The sequence below is a fragment of the Lewinella sp. LCG006 genome, from assembly GCF_040784935.1.
In the GTDB taxonomy this organism is placed as follows: Bacteria; Bacteroidota; Bacteroidia; order Chitinophagales; family Saprospiraceae; genus Lewinella.
Genome location: NZ_CP160680.1, coordinates 3,127,466 through 3,149,258, shown reverse-complemented (window position 1 = coordinate 3,149,258; position 21,793 = coordinate 3,127,466). Strand labels below are relative to the sequence as shown.

The following is a 21,793-nucleotide window of genomic DNA, read 5'->3' as shown; positions in this document are numbered from 1 at the left end:
ATACTCTTTCACATTTTCCGACTTCTAATAAATTTAGCAGGATTGCCGCCAATAATACTATAGGCTGGAAAAGACTTAGTTACGACAGCACCCGCTCCTATAATTGTTCCTTTTTTAATGACTAGGCCGGGCATAATAATAACGTTGCTTCCTATCCACACATCATCTTCAATCTCCACTGGTGGATATGTCTTCATCCCTTGTTTACGCATGGGGATATCCGTTCTTGAAAACTCATGATTAGCACCAAATATTGTCACATTAGGTCCCATCATCACATCCTCTCCAATTTGAATGTTATTTGGCACTTTTGCGTTCATACCAATCCCAGAGTTATTTCCTATTCTTATATATTTTCCATTACCAAAGCGGGCCCCTTTTCCTATATTCACATTGGTACCGCAATAACTAAACATTCGTTTTGCAAAAAATTCTTTTAATCTTTCACATGGTAAACCGATTAAAGGTACCGATGAGTGTGGAAGTTTATTAAGGATTAAATAGTATAGAAACAACGAAAATTTCCTCATTATTCTAAATAGTTTATTCTACCTCGGAAGGCAACATAAGCTCCCCAAGTCTATGAGTACTAATAAATTCTGTTTTTGGCCATTTCTTTTGTACTTCAACTAATAAGACCGATAGCTTTTTTAAGGATTGTTCTCTATTAGAGTCAAAGATGGTTCCAATAAAGTTCTCTCTGTGCGAACTGATAACAGCTGGCTTACCCCAACGGAAAGCGACTTCTATTTCTTGTAAACATTTACTAACCCAATCAAAATTCTGATTCCTAGCAGGTTCGAACATACAATTTCTACGCCAATGTAATTGTCCCCATTGGTTTTTTTGACCCCAATAGCGATTAACAAATTTATGCTGGGAACCTATTACAGGGTGAAACTGACGACCACCAATGAGTCTTACACCATTTTTAGAAAAAGTTTCTAATAAATGATCTCCCCAAAAACTCCCTTGACTTGTAAAAGATAATGATTTGTAGCCAAAAATTTCTTCAAAAAGTTTTAATCCATCAGCATGAATACTTTCAATTTCACTAAATTCATCTACACTAGAATAATCCTGACCTGCAAAATAGTTTTTGGCATAAGGCTTATTACAGCTTGATGATTTAGAAGAAATAATAGCCCTGTTTTCAAAAGCTATTTGCTCTTTTTCTGAATCAGAATTGATGGCCTCCATCCAACGTTTCACATGGATATGCTCTCGGCCGTGAGATTGTGGAATATATATTCCTTTGTCTATACCTTCTCTTATTAGCTGAAATACCCCTTCGGTATGTTTAAAGCGACTATAAGTTTCGAGTACGGTTTCATAATGATATTCTTTTCTTCCTGAGACTTCTATCTTATCAAAATTCGGGTTTGCTACGAGATGGTACGCCGTTAGAACAGGATGATTACCGTTAAAGTCCTGGAACTTTTCAAGTGTTTGAAAAAGTGCTTCTAAATCCTCAGTCGACTCTAAAGAATCAAATTTATCAAAATGAAATTTATCTACGGGGATACCAGAGTCTAATAGCATTTCGTAGACTTCCCTGGAAGATATTCTTATACTGCCCCAGTCATCACTTTCTATAAGTAAGAGTTTTCTATTGCTCCGCCATCCGCGTGCATTTATGTAGTTTTTAGTTAGCTTTTCTTTGAATGATAGCATCTAATTGTATTTAACAGGGTAGCTTTTCTCTACTCCAAGATATATTTTCTGTTATTATTTTAGCCGGTAAACCAGTTAGTAGCATATTACTAAGATATTTCTTTTCGTCTACCAATGTCCTTGAGGCTACAATAGTATTTGGGCCCAAAGAAGTCCCTTTATTAATAGTAGTCTTAAAACCCAACAAAACATGATCGCCTAACTTTATGCTTTGAGGCGGGTTTATTCTTTGATTAGTTGATTGATCAATTATTGAATGAAAGTCACTCGTATTTATAAATACTTTTCTACTCAACATGCAGTCTTCGCCAATAACAATAGAACTGTCACTTTCACCACAAAATATATGAGCACTACCGATAGTTGTTCTTTCATCAATAATCAGGGTGCAATTATTACCTTCAATTCAGAAGTTACAGCTTTCATAAATCCGAACTCCTTTGGCTAGAATAAGTCGGTTATGGTTACCATTTATTTCAATTTTAGTCTTTTGTAAACTGGCACCATCTTGAATATGAATCGAATTAGCAGTTCCTCGAACCTTGATTTTTGAGAACCAAAACAAGACGCTTTTCCCTATTATAAGCTTATTACCATTAAACAATTTTATTTGCAATAGTAGATAATGAACCAGTAAAATGAATACCATGAGGATCCTCTTAAATATCATTTCGAGACATCTTTACGAGAGGTACCAATTTTCCATAATATTCGTCCCAAGAATTGGGCATAAAATGTTCAAAACCTCCTCCATGATGAAAAGTAAGTTCACCAAAATAAATCCGATCCTCTAGTAAGTAAAAGTCTACTCGAACATAAGGAAAAGGCGCTGCTAGTTTTTTCCCCAATTGAATTAATTGCTTAAGATTACGCGGTCTGCTTACTTCTTTTCCATTTGGCCAAAGTACACAACCTTCCTTATCTAATTTGCTCCAGTTGAATGGTAATAAATTCCAGTTTTCATCATAGAGGTTTCTGCGCCGATCCCCAAATCGATCAATATCGACTTGAGTAAAACCAAATTCTCCATTAAAGAAATGAAGTTTATAATCAAAAGGAATTTTACCTTCCTTGTCTAACAAAAGCTGCTCTACCACAATTCTTGGCTCAATTTGAGCATATTGCCATTCCTTCTCGAAAAGCGCATAGTTTAAAGACAACCACCATCTACAATCAACTCTTATTTTGTGCCAATTTACTTTACTCTTATTTCTAACAATATGATTAGTACCCGCTGTATGGTTGGCTTTAATGATAAAGGGATGATCTGGAAATTTATCTTTAGTTATTTCAGCAGGTTCTTGGGTATGAAATATTAGTGGCACTAAATATTCTTCCCCTATAGTTTTTCCCACATATTCTCGCACGGCATATTTATCAGAACATTTGACCATTAAAGGGTTTTTACCTTTTGTTTTGTACCACTGAATTTTTTCGTTTAATGATGAGGGATTCTGTGTGTCTAATTTCCTGTTAAAAGTGCTTTTATATTTCTTAACAATACTATACTCATCAGGAACTAGTTGATACCGAACGAGAAGATAAGCTTTATAGATAAATATGGCTACGGAAAAACAGATAGATCCTTTATAGCGAATATTTTTAAAAGCACTATGCATTATTTGATCCGAGAATAAATTCAATGAAAAAATTAGAGAAAATACTAATGTCTACTGTCTGAATGTCAACCCTAAGCAATGAAAATATAGTAATAAATGCTACAGGAAAATATATTAACGCTAAGTTCCTAAATAAACTGATCCCTTTATTTTGTCCAGTTAAATAAAATAGGCTCGCCAATGTAGAGAAACTTACAATATGAATATATCTATTTGTAGCAATATCCAGAACTCCCCCAGCTAGAAATGAGAAAATGAGTGTAATTAATGAAAATATAACTAAGCGCTGAGCAGTGGGATCTATATTAATTTTTTTTCGATAAAGCGATAGCATAAATAATGAAAAAATGGAAAAATAGTAATTCCCATATCGAACAATAGGTACATAAAAATTCCAACTCGCCTGACGCGATGCACGTTTTTCCAGATAACCGTCTGAAGTATAGTTGCCAAGCTTACTTTCATAAACTCCACCAATTTCCGTAGCACTACTAAAAACATAATTACTCACGAATTGCCCCCCAAAAAAAGCAAGCAATAACAAAACGTACATTATCCTTACATTTTTTAACGCAGGGATAAATACTAGTAAGCCAAAGACGATAACAGCTGGTAAAAAGGAAAAATGTATAAATATTGAAAGCCCAGCTAATAAAAAATACTTAAACTTAGTCTTTACATTATATTTCAAGCTTCCATATAAAAAAACAACAAACGCTAATGGCCAGCGCACTCCATTAAGACCTGCAGAGATACTTATGACAAAAATACCTCCTAACAAGAAAAGCTTGGCGACATTACTCATGCGAGATCTAGACAAATCGTACAACTGCCCAATTAATTTCACCAAAAACGAAAAGTATATTAAACCCAATAATACTCTAAAACCACGTGGACTTAAATCAAATACTTTAGATAAAGAATAGACAGTATAAATATATAAATCAGGTTTTTTCCCCCTGTCATTATAGATACTAGTTATATCAGTAAAATAATCACTTAAATCATAAGCCTCATAGGAGCTGATAATTCTTGTAGCATCTGAGCCAGGTATGGGGATAAAAACAAAGGCATAAAACAAGCCGAATAAAACAATAAATTTCCTAAGAGGTTTCTTATTAAAGTTTAAAATAGCAATTATGAACCCTATAGCAGGTGTTACCAAAAACAGCAACCAATAATACTTTTCTGTGCTAGGCTTATAGCTCATGGTAAAATCTTTCTAAAAGATTTTTCATTTTTTTCAAACCCGTTTTTTTTATATTTCCTAAAAGACTATTTATGAATAAATAATAGGGCGAAATATTGTAACTTTTAGCTTGCTTTAAACGCAGCCCTTTAAGCCCTTCTAATTCCAACGTATTAAAGCCATTTTCGGATAAAGATCTAATTAGTAGTGGCATAGAAACTAGGCGTTTCTTAGCTGCGAAAAGCGTAATAGGTAGTGTTACAAATTTAGCAATAACGTTATTAACAATACTAGCTTGCGCAGGCGAAAGACTTAAGCTGCATTTAAATGCATGTAAGTTTTTTGCACATTTCAAGTATCCTTCAACAGCAGGCCAAGTAAGCCCTACACCAGATGTTACTAAAGACGATTCCCTTAAATCATAGTTATAAAAATATAAATCCTTATAAGCTGCTTTATCCACTGTGGCAAAGACTCGTGCGCTCCATTCAGCATCTTCTAAATATACAGCCTCTTCAAAAAAATATAGATTATTGATTTTAATAAAATCAGTTTGTAATAAATATTTGCAGGCACTGTCGCTTGTACGTCCAAAATACATATCTGAACCAGTTAAAATTCTATTTTCTGGCAATTGAGGATTCCCCCTTTGTAGTCTTTCCCCGTTTTTTATCAAATTTTGATTGAACATACCAAGTTCTATACCTAGATTATCCATATATGATAACATCTTCGATAGACAATTAGGCTCAATATAGTCATCAGGATCTAAAAACAGTAGGTATTTCCCCTTTGCATTTCTGATTCCTGTATTTCTTGCACCGGCTAAGCCTTTGTTCTTTTGGCTAATGATTTTGATTTCTTTAAAAGATTTTGATAATTCATTGACTATAGTGATGCTATTATCTGGAGATTCATCATCTACTACTATTACTTCAAAGCTGCCGGACACTAATTTTTGTATAAATATACTTTTGATACACCGCTCAATGTACTTTTCTACATTATAAGTAGGTAAAATTATTGAAAGTTGCATGATTAGAAAGTAATTTCGTTGATATCGGTTACTACTTTTATGTACTTAGCGGGAACTGCTTTGAAGTTTAGCTTTTTTAATCTTGCAATTTTTCCAATAAGATACTGATATACGTAGTAGGACTTTAAAGTAGGATATTCAATCAGCTGGGAAGTAGAATTTACTGATAACACTACAGAATCTGACAAGTTTAATAGAAACAATTCCGCAGGAATACTCGAATCAATGACATTAAAACGGCTATCTGATTGGTATCGCTCTAAAAGTTTTTTGTTTGTGAGGGGATGAGGCTTAATATAAAGTGTATTACTGTATCTGGATGCTATATCTGTGAGCATTTCGTATTCAGCATTTCCATCATTATGCAAAGGTTGAGTCATATAAAAGATGACATTCTGGCTGACAGGTAGAATTCGACTATCCCAATTAAAAATATTTTGCAACGCCACCCTTAAGTCATCCAAATTAGTAAACTTAATTTTGTAGATTTGTTTATTATTCCAGTTATCATACATTTCTGGATTTGTTAAAAATATGGCATCAATAAAATCATAATTAGCATACCTGTAATAGTTAAAATAGTCGTAGATTTTGAATTTTATCACTTTATTCATCAATAAAAACATTCTCCTCCTAAAATTGTCTTTAAACAAGCCAAAAGAAAATTTCTTTAATTCAAAATAAGCTTTTGTTCCATCTTGGAATAAAAAAACTTTACTTCCTTTTTCTTTTAATTTCGAAGAAATAATCACGCTTAACAAGTTCATTTCTTGAAAAAAAATAAATATGTCTGGCTTTTCGTGAGTTATTTTTACAACAAACTCCTCTTCAGCCGGAGTAATATAAATTGCCTTACTTAAAGGAGGTAGATAACCAATACATAGGTTTTTCAGCTCCTCGAAATTTAGCTCTTGTTTAAACCTTCTATCTTCTGGTTGAAGCAAATAAAGTGTGTACTCTAAATCGGGATTTTGAAGATAGTAATTAATAAAAAGTAACAGGTGGTACTCCGTATGAACAATTGCACTTATTTTAGTACTCATATTAGTAACTGGAATTAAGCTAAATATTACTTAGTGCTTTTTAAAATCATTTCAGCGAATTCTCTCACAGCACCTTCACCTCCTTTTGCACTTAGAACAATATCAACACCTTTTTTTATTTCATCAACCGCATTATTTGGACAAGCACTTAATCCCACAGCTTTAATTATTTTAATATCATTTAGATCATCGCCGATATAGGCGACTTGATGCGTTTTTAGCCCCGTTTCAGTCAATATTTTTTCCAGCGTAATTGCTTTATCTTGTTTGCCCTGGTAGAGAAAATCTACCCCTAGTTTTTGAGCGCGCCTTTCGACCAATTTGGTATTTTCGGAAGTGATAATGCCAATTCGTATCCCCTGCTTCTGCAACATTGCCATACCCATCCCGTCTCTGGTGTTGAATTTTTTCAATTCGTCCCCGTTTTCGGTGTAGTACATTCCTGCATCGGTCAGCACTCCGTCCACATCGGTCAGTAAAAGTCGAATATCTCCAGCACGGGCAGCCAGTTCACCGGGGGCTTTGCTCAATCGGTGTAAAAGTATCTGTTCTACAATAAACCAATCCTCTGGTTCATCTAACTCATAGTAAGTCTCAGCAGGCATCTCCCAAGTGAGTACTGGGGAAGAAATCCTACAGCGAGACTGTAAGAGGGCTTCACGTGAGGTCAGGTAAAAAGCGCCGTTTTCTACCAAAAAACCGCTAAAATCTTGGCGCCGCGGGCGGTATTGATATTCATAATTCAGCGGATGAGCATTGCCTGCACTTTCTTCCCATAGAAAACGCTTCTGCCGCACGACCGAAAGCAAGCCGCGCGCTTTGCCAGTCAGATACTTGTTGATACCTCCCGTCAAGTCTTTTGCTTCGAGCAATGGGGAGGTAGCTTGGATAAGGACGAGATGCTCAAAAGTATGGCACTCAGCATATTCCAGCACCACTGCTTCCGTCGGTGCAGTATCGGTAGCGGTATCCGGCGAGCGATCAAATATTTCGACTTGCTGCCCATAATGCTGACGTACAACATCCTTAATTTTCTCCGAATCTGTGGCTATGACTATAGTACTAATTAGCTCGCACCTTAGAGCTGCGTCTACTACGTGACAAAGTAAGGGCTTGTTAGCTAAATCCTTTATGTTTTTATCAGGAATACTCTTGCTTCCGCCGCGGAGGGGAATAAGCGCTGTTATTATTGGTTTATTGCTGATCATGTTGTCTTCTAGACTAGTTTTTAAAACCCCTTTATTGCAACTCTAAAGTCGAAAAGATAAAAGATGTCTACTTATTAAATGTAGTACTGAATTGTTGACCTGCCCATGATAGCTGTAAGCAGGGATGGGAGGTAAGTCTTACTTAGTGTAGTAGCCGACTTCACGGAGAATGCTCAATTTATTTTATTGATTCTTCCACTTTAGTTTTTCACGCTGAACTGCTTCAATGGGCAGAATTTCTGAGCTTTTGTAGCGCAGCGCTTTATACACATTCTTGATATCGCGGCACAAGCGGCGCATGCCGTCTGGCTCTAGGGAAGCAGCGTGATCAGTTCCCTTCCAGGTGCGGTCGAGAGTAAAGTGGCGCTCAATCCATTCGGCCCCCAGCGTCATGGCAGCAACATCAGCAGCGATTCCTAGGTGGTGACCAGAAAAACCGATTGCTCCCACCCGCTGCCCGTATGCTTCTTTCATACGCACAATTTCAAGCAAGCAAATATCTTCAAAAGGGACTGGATAGCCTGAAGTACAACTGTAAAGCAGTAAGTCCTTGGCCCGCCCTCTTTCTTCAAAAAAACAGACAATGGCTTCTTCTTCTTCCTTCGTAGTCATACCGAAAGACAGTTGTACCTGCCCAGTGAAATACTCGCAAAGATAACCAAGCATCTCGAAGTGCAGATTGGATGCAGAAGGGATTTTGATGAATTGCGGGTTCAAACTGCTAATCTCTTTGGCTGATGTTACGTCCCAGACAGAAGTGCTATAAACAATACCTAGAGATTCACAGTAGGCTTTCAGCTCTCGGTGCTGTTCCAAATCAAATTCTAGGAATTCTCTATGCTCTCCGTAAGTTTTACCATATGAATTCGCAGGGTTTGGATGAGGTTTGTTATAACCTTCATTTCCCAACAACTCACGATTGTTCCGTTTCTGGAATTTGACCGCATCAGCTCCGATATTGGCGGCCACTTTGATCATTTCTTTGGCGATTTCAAAATCGCCTTTGTGGTTGCAGCCAATTTCGGCAACTACTTTGGGTTTTTCTATAAACATTTGCATGTGTTTCCAGTTTATATGTTCGATAAAATGATGGTAAAAGCGAAAGATTCTCTGACAATTTTTGCGGACTAATACATCCAGCATAGAACCCTGAGGCGCAAGTACTCAAAATTTGGGATGCCAAATGAGATTCGCTTGAGGTGCCGGATGATATTGTTAAGCCCTTCGGTTGCAGCATTAGTCAAGCCTGTATTGACATAATTGAGGATGTTGCCCTTCCAATTTATCAAGGTATTGAGGAAGGAATCCCAAAATTTGCTAGCGGCTGATTGCTACACTCGTTTGATCCACTCGTTGAGTTTTAATAATGCTGACCAGTGTTCGGTTTGTTCGTCGAATATTTGGTGAAAGGCATTACGTAAATCTTCAGCAATTCTCACTTTGGCTCATTCTAACTGAATTTGATACATTTCAACGATGTGTAAATGGAGTTGTTTCATGCTTTTACAGGGCACTATTTTAAAGACGGCCCTAATCGCTTCCCAGAATTAATCTGGTTTTCAGATCCGCCAAAATTTTCTGGAACAAGGTACTAACAAACTGTTGAATCTGGTCTACACAGAAGGCCAACATCATCAGATACGCAAAATTAGTGCAGAGATTTTTTTGCCCGTGACCAAAGTTGTGCTCAAACTGATAGCCTTGATTCTTGAGGGTATTAAAAACTTCATTTTCGATCTTCCAGCGGCTGCGCCCCATTTGCATTACCTTCATCACATTACGTTTGCTCAAAGCGATATTTGTGACCCAGGTAAATACCTTTTCTTCTCCTTTCTTATTTCGCCATATACAGTAGAGCATACTGCTCTTGATGTCTTCATTGCTCTCATTGAGTTTTAGGTCATTAACGTAGGCATAAGTATATTGACCATCATCCGCTTTGACACTATGCCAGTGTACTTTATTAGCTTCATCTAACTCATCAAATTGCTGGAATAAAGAGGTATGTCCATCTGGTGTAACACCTATTATGTAGCGCCATTTTTTGTTCTCTGAAAGCTGTCTAATGATCGGGCCACAAGAATACAAAGCATCCATTACAAAGACGATATTCGTCTCACTATCAGACTGTTGAAGGCTAGACAATAGTCGTTTTGCGGCATTGCGTTCACAATCATTCTTCTGCGCACCATCCTGTTTAACAATTGGTTCGTTGTCCAAAATAAACACCTCTCGATGATCTGGATTAACTACTGCCGCACTCAACATAGAGTGATAGTAAGATGTGTTACCTCCACGATGGTTACGAACCATACAATGTGAGCAACTGATCTCCTTAGAACAGAAATGTTCCACACCATCAATACTTACGACCAAGTGCCCCGACCAGTAACGATAATGTGACAAGTAATTCTTCTTCTTGAGCAGGTTGTGAAGTTGGCCAAAACCCGCTCTCAAAGCGTTACTGTCGACTTGATCTAAAATCTTGCGCAAACCATTGTCTGAGGGGATTTTTTGAATCTCGAATATGCTTTTCAAGTTGCTATCCTCGGCTTGACTACGCTTGCGAAACGAATACAGTGATGGACTCTTTAAGGAATACATAGCAAAACCGCTACGCAAAACATCTGCCTGTGAATAGCTCAAGTAGCTCCCTCTACCATCGGGGAGATTCGTAAATAATGGATTCAACACCTCTGCTCATAAACTATCAAAATTGCAGGGAGAAATGGACTTTTGAGTTTTCAACCCAAAAGATAACATTCATTGGCTTTTCCAAACTATTTTAGCCAAAGTGAGAATTGCTGGTAAATCTTCCATCTGACGCAATTCATCACTACTGATCAAAGCCTGTTCTAAGGACTGTCGTTCAACCTTTGATAAGTTTTCCGGTCGCTTGAAAAGTTGCCATTTGATATGTTTGAAAACGTCCTCTTTACGTGCTGTTTTACGTAGGTAGCGTCGAATGATCTCAATCAATATGTAAGTCATATCCATTACCTTCCTTAGCCTCAAATCGAATAGATTTAATGCACCAAGGAATTCTCAAATTTAATGCTGTTGTGAAGAGGTCTATTTGTGTCATCTTTCAAAGATCGGCAAACCCACTCTAATCCGGCCAAGAACTACTTTTTTTATTATTCTAAATTAGCAAGACTAAGTCTCTACTTAAGTATTAAAGACTATATCCAAATATTTTGAGGCAATTAATGACGGTTCAAAATGTTTTTCTGCAAATTTCCTAGCCTGATTTCCTAAAATACCCACTTTTACAGGCTCTCGAATCAATGACTCTAATTCATGAAGTATTTGTTCAACACTAGGTTTTATATCAATTACTGGTATTGAATCTAATTCAAATACATTGATATTTTTTTCACTATTCCCTCCCAAAACAACTTTCCCGAAGGACATTGCCATAACCGCATTTACACCTAAACCATGAGAGAAGCATTGGTCGAGTACTATATTTGATGATTGAAGCTGCTTCATATATTCATTAAAAGGAAGATTCGTAACTACTCTTACTTCAACAGAATTTGGAAATCTTTTTTGGATGATATCCAAAGCTTCTAAGATATAGTTACTCCCTTTTAATCTTTTTTTATTGTTCGCACGAGGGACTCCATAAAACACTATAATTTTTTTCAGAGGACTGTCATAGTTCATCTCAGAATCTAGATGAGGCAGACTAAATGGCAAAAATACTGGCTTTGTTACCGGAGTGTTATATTTATACTCTTTGACAAAACTACAGGATGGAGCATAATAATCATACATAATAGGTACAATTAAGTCTGAATGCTTAACAGTCCAATGGTAAAGACTTGCATAATCTTTATTTTCTACATAAGGTAAATAGTTTGCTTGATTATTAGCGTATGGGTTAAACTTCATATGGCTAGGAAATTCATAAAACGCTGTATCATCGCCGCAAGCTGATAGGATCATTTTCCCTTTATCTTTCAACAGGAGATTAAGAATTCTGAAATATACTCCAACTTTCCTATACATCTTAACAGTTAAAAACTCGCAGTTTATAACAATAATCAATTTGTACCTCTTGAACCTAAAAATCAATCTTAAATTCAATACTAAATTACTACAAAAAGCAACAATGTTCAACAATAAAGGAATTGGGCTTTTATTAATATAAAATGTTTTTTCTTTTCTAAATTTGATGTCATCTCGATCAAAAGGAATTTCCTTATACCCGTCGCCTGAAGTCACAATACAAGCTCGATGATTAAGCGTATCAAACCCTTTTTTTAATTCTTTTGCGAAACCACTGTATTCTCCAATTATTAGAATATCCACTACTGAAAGTTTTGATTTTCTTTAAAAAATTCAAAAAAATGTGCAAAATCTTCACACCCAACCCTATCTGAGACGCATACCCTAATAAAGTCAGATCAATTAGAGCCTGTTTAAAAATTTCATATTGCACTGAAGTCGATCCGCCACAGAACCATTGAGATATTGGCAAGATAGACGAATGTTTCAGCACTTTTGGGGATTCTTTCGTAGTCTACAACAAGCCTGCGGAAGAAATTTAACCAGGCAAAGGTTCTTTCGACCACCCAGCGTTTGGCCTCCACCGCAAATTCTTTTGTTCCTTCTGGCCTGATTGGTGTTTCAAAATTCATCTCGCAGTATTCTATAACATCACAGAAGGTTCCGCGGTAGCTGTTATCTCCCATTATGGTTTCCAATCGGTCACCAAAATCCAGACAGTGGTCAAATAGATGTACCCCTTGAGGGCTGTCATGAAGGTTAGCCGCGTGCACATGGCAGGCATAGACTCGTCCCAATACATCTACCAATATGTGACGTTTGCGACCGTTGACTTTCTTATTGCCATCTAAACCTCGACTCTCAAAAAACGTCGGCAGGAGTTTGATGCTTTGCGAATCTACCAAACCCAAGCTGGGCAAGGCTTCTCGCTTATTTTGTAGGCGCTCCAATTGGTTGAGCGTAATATTTATCATTCGCCAGGTATTATCATTTTTCCACTTGCGGAAATAGTAGTAGACAATCCGCCAATCCGGAAAATCAGTCTGCTCCAGATTACGCCATTGAAGGCCGGTGCGAGTTATAAATAGGATGGCATCGAAGATTGCCCGCAGATCAACTTTGCGTTTTCTTTGCCAATTGACGAACTGTTTCATAACTTCCCACTGGTCATCAGTGAGCCGCTCATATTTGGGCTGCATATCTCCAAGTTTTGGTCAACTCAAAGATAAGCTGATGACCACCTTTTTGACTTCAATACCCAAAAGGCAAAAATTTTAAACAGGCTCTTAATAATTTTTTTATCGAAAAACATTAACAAATCTTAAAATAAGTAGTCAATTCTTACATAAATTACCATCAACTTATATTGCTTTACTTAAAATTTCAGCATAAGAATAATCAAAGGGTTTTAAAACTTCACTCTCAATATTGACATCTAAAGGCTTGACATGGTTTAACTTCATTCTTGGTAAATAGTTATATATTTTCCTATTCAGAGCACTCGGAAGGATAGATCCAAAACATTTCAACATTTTACTTCTCAATATCATTCGCAAATCAGCGTTATTTGCATAATAAGTTTGATTTTTTCTTTTTGATTGATTACTTAGATTAAGTCTAAGTGGAATATCAACAGGCACGTTAAATATCTCTTCTAAAGAATAAATATTGTTGATTAATTTCATATAATCTAAAATCTTGATGTTTTCGAAGCCTAATTCTTCTAGTTTATCTACAAAGAGGTCATACATATAAATTTCAGAATGAACACTTTTTGCAAAAGTGTTGATATCATTAATACCTGAGTCTTGGACTCGAAAGAATATTTCTTGATACAGAGACCGAATAGCATCTTCAGGATTTCTAATCACGATTAGAATTTCATATTGTACATTCTCTAAAACAGGTCGTAGCTGTTTTAATTTATCGACCCATGTCAACCCACGCGATCCTACTAAAAACATTTCTTCAGAAAATAAATGAATACAGTTATCATCAAAACTCAATCGCTCAATCCGGTTTTTTAATTGTTCATCATCTCTAATGATAGAAGTAGTGAAATTATAAATTTCGGCACATAAACTAGTATCACTTGTTACCCTTGGCTGGTGAACACCATGATAAATGATGCCATTTATTTTGTTTGTAGAAAAAAACCGTTGGAAGGAGGTCGTAGCTGTTTTAGGAGGACCTAAATGTATGACTAACTTACCCATAAACTTAATTTTTGTTTTCAAAAAAATTTTTAATTGCTGAAGATACATGGACAACCGTCTCCTCATCCATGCCAACCCAAAGAGGCAAACTTAAACAAGTTTCTGCTAGGTTCTCTGCAATGCTAAAGCTTCCAGCAAGTTTTAACGATTTATAAATTGGTTGTAAATGTGGTGGGATTGGGTAATGTATTAGGGTTTCGATACCAAGGCTTTTTAGATGTTTTTGGAGTAAATCCCGTCTATTTGTACGAACGACATATAAATGGTAGACATGACCTGCATCATAATGACAATACGGTAAGATTAAATTGGGAATATCTTGAAGGTGTTTAGTATACCATTGGGCTATCTGACAACGTGCTAGCGTCCATTCTGGCAGGTATTTCAGCTTTACTTGAAGAAAAGCAGCCTGAAGCTCATCTAATCGCATATTGTAACCATTTAATTCATTTAAGTACTTCATCTTGGAACCATAATTACGAAGAGTTTTAACCTGTTCTGCTGTATCATCTCTGTTGGTTACAACCATACCTCCATCACCAAGCGCACCGAGATTTTTACCAGGATAAAAACTAATACCTGCTACATCTCCAAATGTACCAGTAGCTTGTCCTTTAAAGTGAGAGCCATGGGCTTGAGCGTTATCCTCTATCACCAGAAGATCATGCCTCCGAGCAACCTGCATAATACGATCCATTTCACAGGCTTGCCCGTACAAGTGTACTGGCATGATGGCTTTGGTACGTGGCGTAATGACCTGCTCTACCGCCTCCGGGTCTAGGTTGTACGTTTTAGGGTCTGGCTCTGCAAATATCGGGTTAGCACCAACATGAGATACCGCGAGGACAGAAGCAATGAAAGTATGAGCGGGTACAATAACTTCATCCCCTTCGCCCACCCCCAAGGCTTTAAGTCCCAGTACCAAGGCATCCAAGCCATTACTCACACCTATGGCGTGTCTGGTTCCGTTGTACTGCGCATAAGCCGTTTCAAAAGCTTCCAGGTGTTTACCCATTATGAACCAGTTGCTGTCGTAGACTGATTCAAAAGCAGCCTGCATTTCAGCCCGTATGGCGCTGTGCATAGGCGCGAAGTTGAGGAAGGAGATATTCATAAACGTTTTATCTGGCTATCGATTAATTTCCAGGTATTTCCCTGATTATCTTGGAATAAATCTACGTCTAAAGATTCCATAGGGCTGCCATCCTCATTAATCCACCCTACAATGCGTGCAGGCTGTCCGAGAACGAGGCTACGGGGGGGAATATCCTTAGTGACCAAGCTGTTAGCCCCTACAATAGCATATTCTCCAATTGTAACACCACCTAAAACAGTAGCTCCAGCTCCTATAGAAGCATGGTGCCTTATGATCGTTTTCTGGAATGTTGATGGATATTGTTTGGAGCGAGGGCGTTTGTCATTAGTAAAAGTCGCATTAGGGCCGATAAAAACATTATCTTCTACCTGTAGCCCATCCCAAAGATAGACCCCAGATTTCACTGTGACATAATTGCCGATAGTGACCTTGTTTTCAATAAACGTATGGCAGTTAATATTACAATGATTGCCTATTTGAGCTCCTTCTAAAATGATACTAAACTGCCAGACAGTTGTATCCGGACCAATATGCTGGGTTTGTACATCAGCCAGTTGGTGAATCATAATTGTTTAAAGGCTTTAAATTCATCGTATGTTCTTAGATAGTCTTCTGCTGAATAAGCATCAGAAGCCATAACGAGGCAAATTGATCCACTCGAAAAATTATCGAGTTCTCGCCATAACCCTGGTGGTAGGTATAACCCATAATTGGGTCGGTTGAGCTGAAAAGTCCGGCGGATACCCCCATCATCTACGGTGATGTCAAAGCTGCCACTAACGGCCAATATCAGTTGATGTAGGTCTTTGTGCCCATGCCCTCCTCGGCTTTCACCTCCCGGTACGTCGTACAGATAATAAACCCTTTGCACATTAAAGGGGATTTCTTGTGAGTTGTTGATGGCGGTAATATTCCCAGCTTCGCTATGTACCACCGGCAGTAGTATGATAGTGCAGTCGTAAACCGTAGTTTGATGTCTATCACGCATTACAATAGGCGTTAAAGTCGCGGATATAGTCCTTCGCATCAAAAGGCTGGCTACTCAAATGCAAGCTCAGCGAATTGGTAGAGAAGTTTTCCATATGCCGCCACGTTAATGGAGGAAGATAGAGCCCGTAGTAAGACCGGTTCAAGGTGTAGGATTGCTTTTCGCCGGACGGTGTAGTTATCACCACATCAAAACTACCACTCAGCGCAATGATGAACTCTTCTTGTTGGTAATAGGCATGTCCACCACGCCGTTCACCACCCGGCACATCATAGGTCCAAAATACCCTTTGGATATCGAACGGTACATGTTCCTGATTTTGCAGAAAGGTGAGATTGCCACGGGGATCCTGGATACGGGGTAAATTGAGTATTTTTGTTTTCTTCACTGGTCTTTATAACTCTTGTAACTCCACCATCCGCTTAAACGAAACGGACTTCTCAATTAATTCTTCGTAGCGGCCAACATGTTCAATGCGCCCTTGCTTCAGTACTATCACCCGATCAGCGTTTTTGATGGTGCTCAGACGGTGGGCAATAATTAGCATAGTGTACTGCCCTTTAAGCAGATCGATATTCTCCTGGATAGCCCGCTCCGTCTCAGAGTCTAGGGCAGAAGTTGCTTCGTCCATAAACAGGAAGTCTACATCCTTGTAAAGCTCCCGTGCAATGGAAATTCGCTGTTTTTGCCCCCCACTGAGGTTGATGCCGTTATTGCCAAGGCCAGCGTTCTCTGCGGCCGACTGTTCCAGTACAAAGTCGAGGATGCTGGCTCTGCGCAGGGCTTCCCGGAAGCGTTCCAAGTTTTCGGGCGTCTTTTCCGCCCAGAAGGTTACGTTGTTAAATATCGTATCGTCGAAGATAACCACTTCCTGTGTAATGTAACCGATGCGCTGCTGCAAAGATCGAATATCGACCTCACTACTATCCAAACCATCGATGTACATACAGCCTTTGCTCGGCTGTAGCAGTCCGCTTAGCAGGTTCATCAGCGTAGTCTTACCCGAGCCGCTCTCACCAACCAAGGCCAGGGTCTCATACCGGTGCAGACTCAGCTCGATGTCCTGAAGTATCCAATCGCCCGGCTGATAGCCAAAGCTGACGTTTTCCAAAGTAATAGCCTCAGCAAAGCTGGGCACCTTGGTTTGTCCATTCGGCTCCTGCTGTGCGCGTAGCTCTGCTACAAAGTCGGTCATGTTGGTCAGGGAACCGGAGAAGCTTAGGAAAGCATTATATGAGGTTTGTAGTTGCGTGACCGAACTGAGTGCGCGGTAAAAAAAGAGTAGGCTTAAGATGATGGTCGCTAGGCTACCGCCCATTAAGTGTACCTGAACTAGAATGGTGCATACAACAATAGTCATCATCAAAGGTTCACGCACACCCGCCATAATGCTATTTAATACACCCATCTTCCGCACCGAGTCCTCAATCTCGTAAACCTTTTCCTTTAAGTTCTCGGCGTAGCTGCGTATACTCCCAGTAGACTTCAAGTACTTAAAGAAGGCGACCTCTTGGATGAGTAAGCCTTGAAAACTATGGCTACTTTTGACTAGGCGCTGCGAAAGCACTTTAGTCTTTTTGTATAGAATGCTAAATAAAAAATTGGAGAGTACACCACCCACTAGGACCAGCAGCGCAAACTCCGGGTTGGCCAGGAAAGCTATGCCCGCGTAGGTCAGTACGAGTACGCCCTGTTGAAGCATTCGACTGTATGTCTTGTAGGCCTGTGCAACCCGCTCCACTTCTCCGCTCAACGTATTTTGGATGGCGCCAGCGTCGGCGTTCACAAAGGCTTGGTAACGGTACTCTGTCAAAGCATCGATGGTATCCACCCGTATTTTACGTATAAAGAACTGTAGGTAGATAACGTTGAGGTAGCTGGATAGATAATTAGCGATTCCTTTAAAGATAAAGAAGGCTAGCATGGTCAGCAGCACTACGGTCAGGGTAAGTTTTAGACCGAAGTTTTGGATTCCATCTAGGATAAAAGCCAGATTACCCATAGCGGCACTAGAAGCTTGGGTTTCTTGGTCAGCGACCAGCTCTAATAGGGGTAGAAACATGGCTAGACCTAGCCCGTCTAGTAGTCCGACCACTATGCTTACTACCAGTAGCAATAGCAGCCGGTAGCGCAGATGACTGTAGAAGTACGCTAGAGAAGAGAAGTGATTTTTTAGGATTTTTTTCACGTTGGTCATAACTGTGTGATAAGGCAGGCAGGCTCAATATTTTTCACCTTCCGACTGTAGAATTTCTGTACTTTTAGCCTGTTCTGGTATGCTTAGGCATTTACTTTGCCTTTAAGGCGAAACGAGCACTTTTTCTATAGTAAGTAGACGCAGAGTCTAAAGAATCGTAAATAACACGTTCCATCATAAAACAAGGCTTCCCCGTAGGAGGGGTTACCAAAGCCATTTCTTTTTCTTTTTGTCTTCTTCGTAATACCCATAGCCATACCCATACCCATACCCTTTACCCTCCTTCACCCCATTCAAGACAATGGCCGGCTTCTTCAACTTCCCAGCATTCCTCATCTCATCCAGCCCAGTCAGCATTTCCCGTTCCGTTTTTCCGTAGCGCACTGCAAACAGGGAAATATCGGTGTAAGGGGCCAGTAAAAAAGCATCTGCCACCAGGCCAATGGGTGCGGTATCGATGATGATGTAATCAAAATGCTGCTTGAGGTAGGTCATCAACTCCCCTATTTTGGGTCCACTTAGCAACTCTGCCGGATTGGGCGGGATAGGGCCGCTAGGGATCAAAAACAGCTTGTCGTGCACCTGAGACGACAGGATCACCTCTTCTATGGTCGCTTCGCCGATCAGGAAGTTGGTCACCCCCAGGCTTTCGTGGTCCAGCTTGGCGGTCAGGTACTCCGACAGCTTAGGTTTGCGCAAATCCATCCCTACCACCACCACCCGCTTGTTCGTCAGGGCCAGGCTTAAGCTCAGGTTCACGGCAATAAAGGTTTTTCCATCGCCGCTTACCCCGGAGGTAATTAATATAGTTTGCCTGGTGTCGCCCGTAGACAAGTAGGTCAGGTTGGTTCTCAGCAAGCGAAACATCTCCGCAATGGCCGTCCGGCTGTTGGCTTTTACCACCAGGCGATCAGTTGCCTGGTTTTTTGCCACCTTGCCCAATACGGGCACCGTGGTGTATTTGTTGATGTCTTCTTCACTGTACACCTTGTTGTCCAGCAGCTCCCGAATAAAAATGGCACCTACAGGTAGGATAAATCCGAGTACGAGAAATATTGCATAAATCTGCAAGGGTTTGGGGGCGATGGGAGCTGGGCTGGTAACCGCCCGATCAATCACCCGCGCATTGGGTACCGTAATGGCAGCGGACAGGGCCGTCTCTTCCTTTTTTTGCAGTAAGAACAGGTAAAGCGCTTCCTTGATGTTTTGCTGGCGCTTGATCTCCAGCAATTCCCGTTCCTGCCGGGGAATTTGGTTGATGCGCTTTTGCAGTTCGTTGAGTTTCCCCTGGGTTTCCCGAATCGAAAGTTGCAGGTTTTGGCGCAGGGCCAGCACACTTTGGGTGATGTTGTTGCGCATCTCGCCCAGCTCCTGGTTCAGACTTTGTAGTTGGGGGTTCTCCGAGGCGGCGGAGCGTTGCAGGCGCTCCCGGGTAAGGAGCAGGTTGTTGTACGCCGTGATTTGCTCGTCCAGCCCACCGGCATCTTCCAAAACAATGTTGGCCGGAATCAGGTCAAAGCTGTTCGGGTTGGCCGTAAACATCTTCTCCACCGAATTCAGCAGCTCCAGCTTTATTTCCTGGCGGGTGAGTTCGTTATCATACTGACTGATTTCACTCAATATAAAGTCCACAGCGGTGATGGCTTCACCGGGGATGCTGTTGTTTTCTTTGTAGGTTTCCAGGCCACCTTCCACACTGCTCAGTTCGGCGGTGAGCAAGCGTAGCCTTTCATCGATAAAATCGAGCGTTTTTTTGGCCACCTGGTTTTTATCGTCAATGGCCGCCTGGTTGTACACCTCAATGAGGGTATTGATGATATCGGAGGCTTTTTCCGGCACCGGGTCTTCCATTTGAATCCGCAAGACACTGGAATAATCCCCTACTGTTTTCACATCTAGTTTCAATAAATACTTCCTGGGGCTTCCACCAACTCGAATATTGACAATACCGTTACTGCTCGCGCCAAGCTCGTTGTAACTCAGCCATAAAGTATCTTTTTTGACGATCAGGGGTTGATCAAAAGAATGGACATCGGCCTCCCCTTCCTCATTATAGAGGCGGTAGGATTGCTCGTCTAACGCCTGCACTTCCAATTGCATACCTCTTTTTCCAGCATACCAGGCAATGGAATCCACTAAAATCGGCGACGTCTGTCCGTAGTACTCCGTGTCTTTGATTCTACCTACGCCCGTGTACTGTATCTCCAGGTTGAGGGTATCCATCACCTCCTGCATGAGGCTGCTGGATTTCAGGATTTGAATCTCATTGTTGATGTTATTGCCCGGTTTTAGTATCCCGATTTCCTGCAGCACCGCCTCTTCAGAGAGCCCTCCGATATCGCCTCCCCCTTCTTTGTCTTTGATCAGAATGGTACCGGAAGCCTGATAAATGGGAACACTGTAGCGCAAATTCAAGCGGGCCAAAAAGAAGGCCAGGATGACACAGAGGGCAATCCAATACCAGTTGCGCAAAATACTCAGTACGAGTTCTTTTACGTCGATAGGATCTACTTCTTGCGAAGCAGTGGTAGGGTTAGAAGAAGGTTGAGCGTTATCCAAAATAATAAGCGTCGAGGGTTATTAATACAAAGAAAAACGATTACAGCCTGCTCAAGGTGATTGCCAAGGTGGTCAGGGCCGTTATGGCCGACAACCAAGGTAACAACCTTTGCGATTGATCGCGAATAGAAGCTGTTTTTACTTTCAAAGGTTCTACATACACCACATCGTTTTGTTGCAGGTAGAAAAATGGTGAGGCAAAGATATCCCTATCTTGGAGATTCAGGCGGGCCGTTTGTCGTTGGCCATTTTGTTCGCGAATCACCAGTACATTGGTCCGGTTGCCGTAGGAGGTGATGTCTCCCGCTTGCCCGAGGGCATCCAGGATGGTCATCCGTTCGTTGCCCACAAAGAAGGTATTGGGGGAAGCTACCTCTCCGAGTACCGTGATCCGAAAATTCAGGAAACGGACCATCACTACCGGATCGTTGAGGAAAGGCACCAATTTTGCTTTCAAGGTATCGCGCAGTTCGTCGGTAGTAAGGCCAAGTACATTTATAGTTCCCAGCATAGGGAAATCAATGGTTCCTTCCCTGGTCACCAAATAACCAAGCAAAGGGCGCATTCCGCTACCTGCATTAAGGTTATTCATCCCCGGCGGATCCACATTAAACGGCTCTACGGCCGAAAGCTCCAGCGCTTTCACGCGAATCGACAGCAGGTCATCCGGCTGGATCTGCAATTGCGGCAAGTTGGTAATATCCACCGGTGTTGCCGAAAAGGCTTCTCCCTGGTTGAAGTTCAGCAGCTCCTCGTGGGTTACGCAGGAGGTGAGTAGTAAGACCAAGAGGAGGAGGTATAGGTTTTTCATAGATTTTGAAGGGTTCAAAAAGTCGGAAATCGGAAGTGGGAAGTCGGAATTAATGGCGCACGCGTAGGTTGTTTTGGGTAGTTTTTGAAAGGAGTTTCCTGACAAGCCTTTAGGCTGTAAGAATAAAAGCTACTAGCAACTCC

General features: G+C 40.3%; 20 protein-coding genes and 1 pseudogene. All 21 read right to left on the bottom strand.

The genetic code is table 11. The features are described from left to right. Positions 1-8: 8 nt before the first annotated feature. Positions 9-530, bottom strand: a complete 522-nt coding sequence (locus AB0L18_RS11235) for a DapH/DapD/GlmU-related protein (protein WP_367392684.1) — start codon at positions 528-530, stop codon at positions 9-11. A gap of 13 nt (positions 531-543) precedes the next feature. Then, positions 544-1,674, bottom strand: coding sequence for a hypothetical protein (locus AB0L18_RS11230; RefSeq protein WP_367392683.1), 1,131 nt, complete (start codon positions 1,672-1,674; stop codon positions 544-546). A gap of 659 nt (positions 1,675-2,333) precedes the next feature. Then, complete coding sequence (locus AB0L18_RS11225) at positions 2,334-3,293, bottom strand: ATP-grasp fold amidoligase family protein (protein ID WP_367392682.1); 960 nt, start codon at positions 3,291-3,293, stop codon at positions 2,334-2,336. Further along, positions 3,286-4,503, bottom strand: a complete 1,218-nt coding sequence (locus tag AB0L18_RS11220) for an EpsG family protein (RefSeq protein ID WP_367392681.1) — start codon at positions 4,501-4,503, stop codon at positions 3,286-3,288. The genes AB0L18_RS11225 and AB0L18_RS11220 overlap by 8 nt, the downstream gene beginning before the upstream one ends. After that, positions 4,493-5,518 carry a glycosyltransferase family 2 protein gene (locus tag AB0L18_RS11215; RefSeq protein WP_367392680.1) on the bottom strand — a complete coding sequence of 342 codons (1,026 nt, stop codon included), beginning with the start codon at positions 5,516-5,518 and terminating at the stop codon, positions 4,493-4,495. Before AB0L18_RS11215 ends, AB0L18_RS11220 begins: the two co-directional genes overlap by 11 nt. Before the next feature lie 2 nt (positions 5,519-5,520). Then, positions 5,521-6,561 (bottom strand): polysialyltransferase family glycosyltransferase, encoded by a 1,041-nt coding sequence (locus AB0L18_RS11210; protein WP_367392679.1) that lies wholly within the window; start codon positions 6,559-6,561, stop codon positions 5,521-5,523. A gap of 26 nt (positions 6,562-6,587) precedes the next feature. Next, the gene (locus tag AB0L18_RS11205; protein ID WP_367392678.1) at positions 6,588-7,769 is read right to left on the bottom strand and encodes an HAD-IIIA family hydrolase; all 1,182 of its coding nucleotides are present in this window, start codon (positions 7,767-7,769) and stop codon (positions 6,588-6,590) included. A gap of 183 nt (positions 7,770-7,952) precedes the next feature. After that, entirely contained in the window at positions 7,953-8,828 is an 876-nt protein-coding gene (locus AB0L18_RS11200) for an N-acetylneuraminate synthase family protein (RefSeq protein WP_367392677.1), read from the bottom strand. Between the two features lie 68 nt (positions 8,829-8,896). Next, a pseudogene (locus AB0L18_RS11195) lies at positions 8,897-9,070 on the bottom strand (transposase); the annotation flags it as partial. A gap of 229 nt (positions 9,071-9,299) precedes the next feature. Then, entirely contained in the window at positions 9,300-10,262 is a 963-nt protein-coding gene (locus AB0L18_RS11190; RefSeq protein WP_367392676.1) for a transposase, read from the bottom strand. Positions 10,263-10,532: 270 nt separating this feature from the next. Then, entirely contained in the window at positions 10,533-10,760 is a 228-nt protein-coding gene (locus tag AB0L18_RS11185) for a hypothetical protein (RefSeq protein WP_367392675.1), read from the bottom strand. A gap of 177 nt (positions 10,761-10,937) precedes the next feature. After that, positions 10,938-12,086 (bottom strand): hypothetical protein, encoded by a 1,149-nt coding sequence (locus AB0L18_RS11180; RefSeq protein WP_367392674.1) that lies wholly within the window; start codon positions 12,084-12,086, stop codon positions 10,938-10,940. Between the two features lie 119 nt (positions 12,087-12,205). Beyond that, positions 12,206-12,982: an IS5 family transposase gene (locus AB0L18_RS11175; protein ID WP_367392673.1), complete on the bottom strand. Its 777-nt coding sequence runs from the start codon at positions 12,980-12,982 to the stop codon at positions 12,206-12,208. Between the two features lie 162 nt (positions 12,983-13,144). Next, on the bottom strand, positions 13,145-13,999 hold the full coding sequence (locus AB0L18_RS11170; RefSeq protein ID WP_367392672.1) for a hypothetical protein: 855 nt from the start codon (positions 13,997-13,999) through the stop codon (positions 13,145-13,147). Positions 14,000-14,003: 4 nt separating this feature from the next. Then, complete coding sequence (locus AB0L18_RS11165) at positions 14,004-15,113, bottom strand: DegT/DnrJ/EryC1/StrS family aminotransferase (RefSeq protein WP_367392671.1); 1,110 nt, start codon at positions 15,111-15,113, stop codon at positions 14,004-14,006. Next, a complete protein-coding gene (locus AB0L18_RS11160; protein ID WP_367392670.1) occupies positions 15,110-15,661 on the bottom strand; it encodes an acyltransferase in 552 nt (183 codons plus the stop codon). Before AB0L18_RS11160 ends, AB0L18_RS11165 begins: the two co-directional genes overlap by 4 nt. Then, complete coding sequence (locus tag AB0L18_RS11155) at positions 15,658-16,083, bottom strand: FdtA/QdtA family cupin domain-containing protein (protein ID WP_367392669.1); 426 nt, start codon at positions 16,081-16,083, stop codon at positions 15,658-15,660. Before AB0L18_RS11155 ends, AB0L18_RS11160 begins: the two co-directional genes overlap by 4 nt. Further along, entirely contained in the window at positions 16,076-16,471 is a 396-nt protein-coding gene (locus AB0L18_RS11150; protein WP_367392668.1) for an FdtA/QdtA family cupin domain-containing protein, read from the bottom strand. Before AB0L18_RS11150 ends, AB0L18_RS11155 begins: the two co-directional genes overlap by 8 nt. 6 nt (positions 16,472-16,477) lie before the next feature. Further along, positions 16,478-18,280 carry an ABC transporter ATP-binding protein gene (locus tag AB0L18_RS11145; RefSeq protein WP_367392667.1) on the bottom strand — a complete coding sequence of 601 codons (1,803 nt, stop codon included), beginning with the start codon at positions 18,278-18,280 and terminating at the stop codon, positions 16,478-16,480. A gap of 204 nt (positions 18,281-18,484) precedes the next feature. Next, positions 18,485-20,839, bottom strand: a complete 2,355-nt coding sequence (locus tag AB0L18_RS11140) for a GumC family protein (RefSeq protein ID WP_367392666.1) — start codon at positions 20,837-20,839, stop codon at positions 18,485-18,487. Positions 20,840-20,879: 40 nt separating this feature from the next. Next, positions 20,880-21,650: a polysaccharide biosynthesis/export family protein gene (locus tag AB0L18_RS11135; protein WP_367392665.1), complete on the bottom strand. Its 771-nt coding sequence runs from the start codon at positions 21,648-21,650 to the stop codon at positions 20,880-20,882. Between the last annotated feature and the right edge of the window lie 143 nt (positions 21,651-21,793).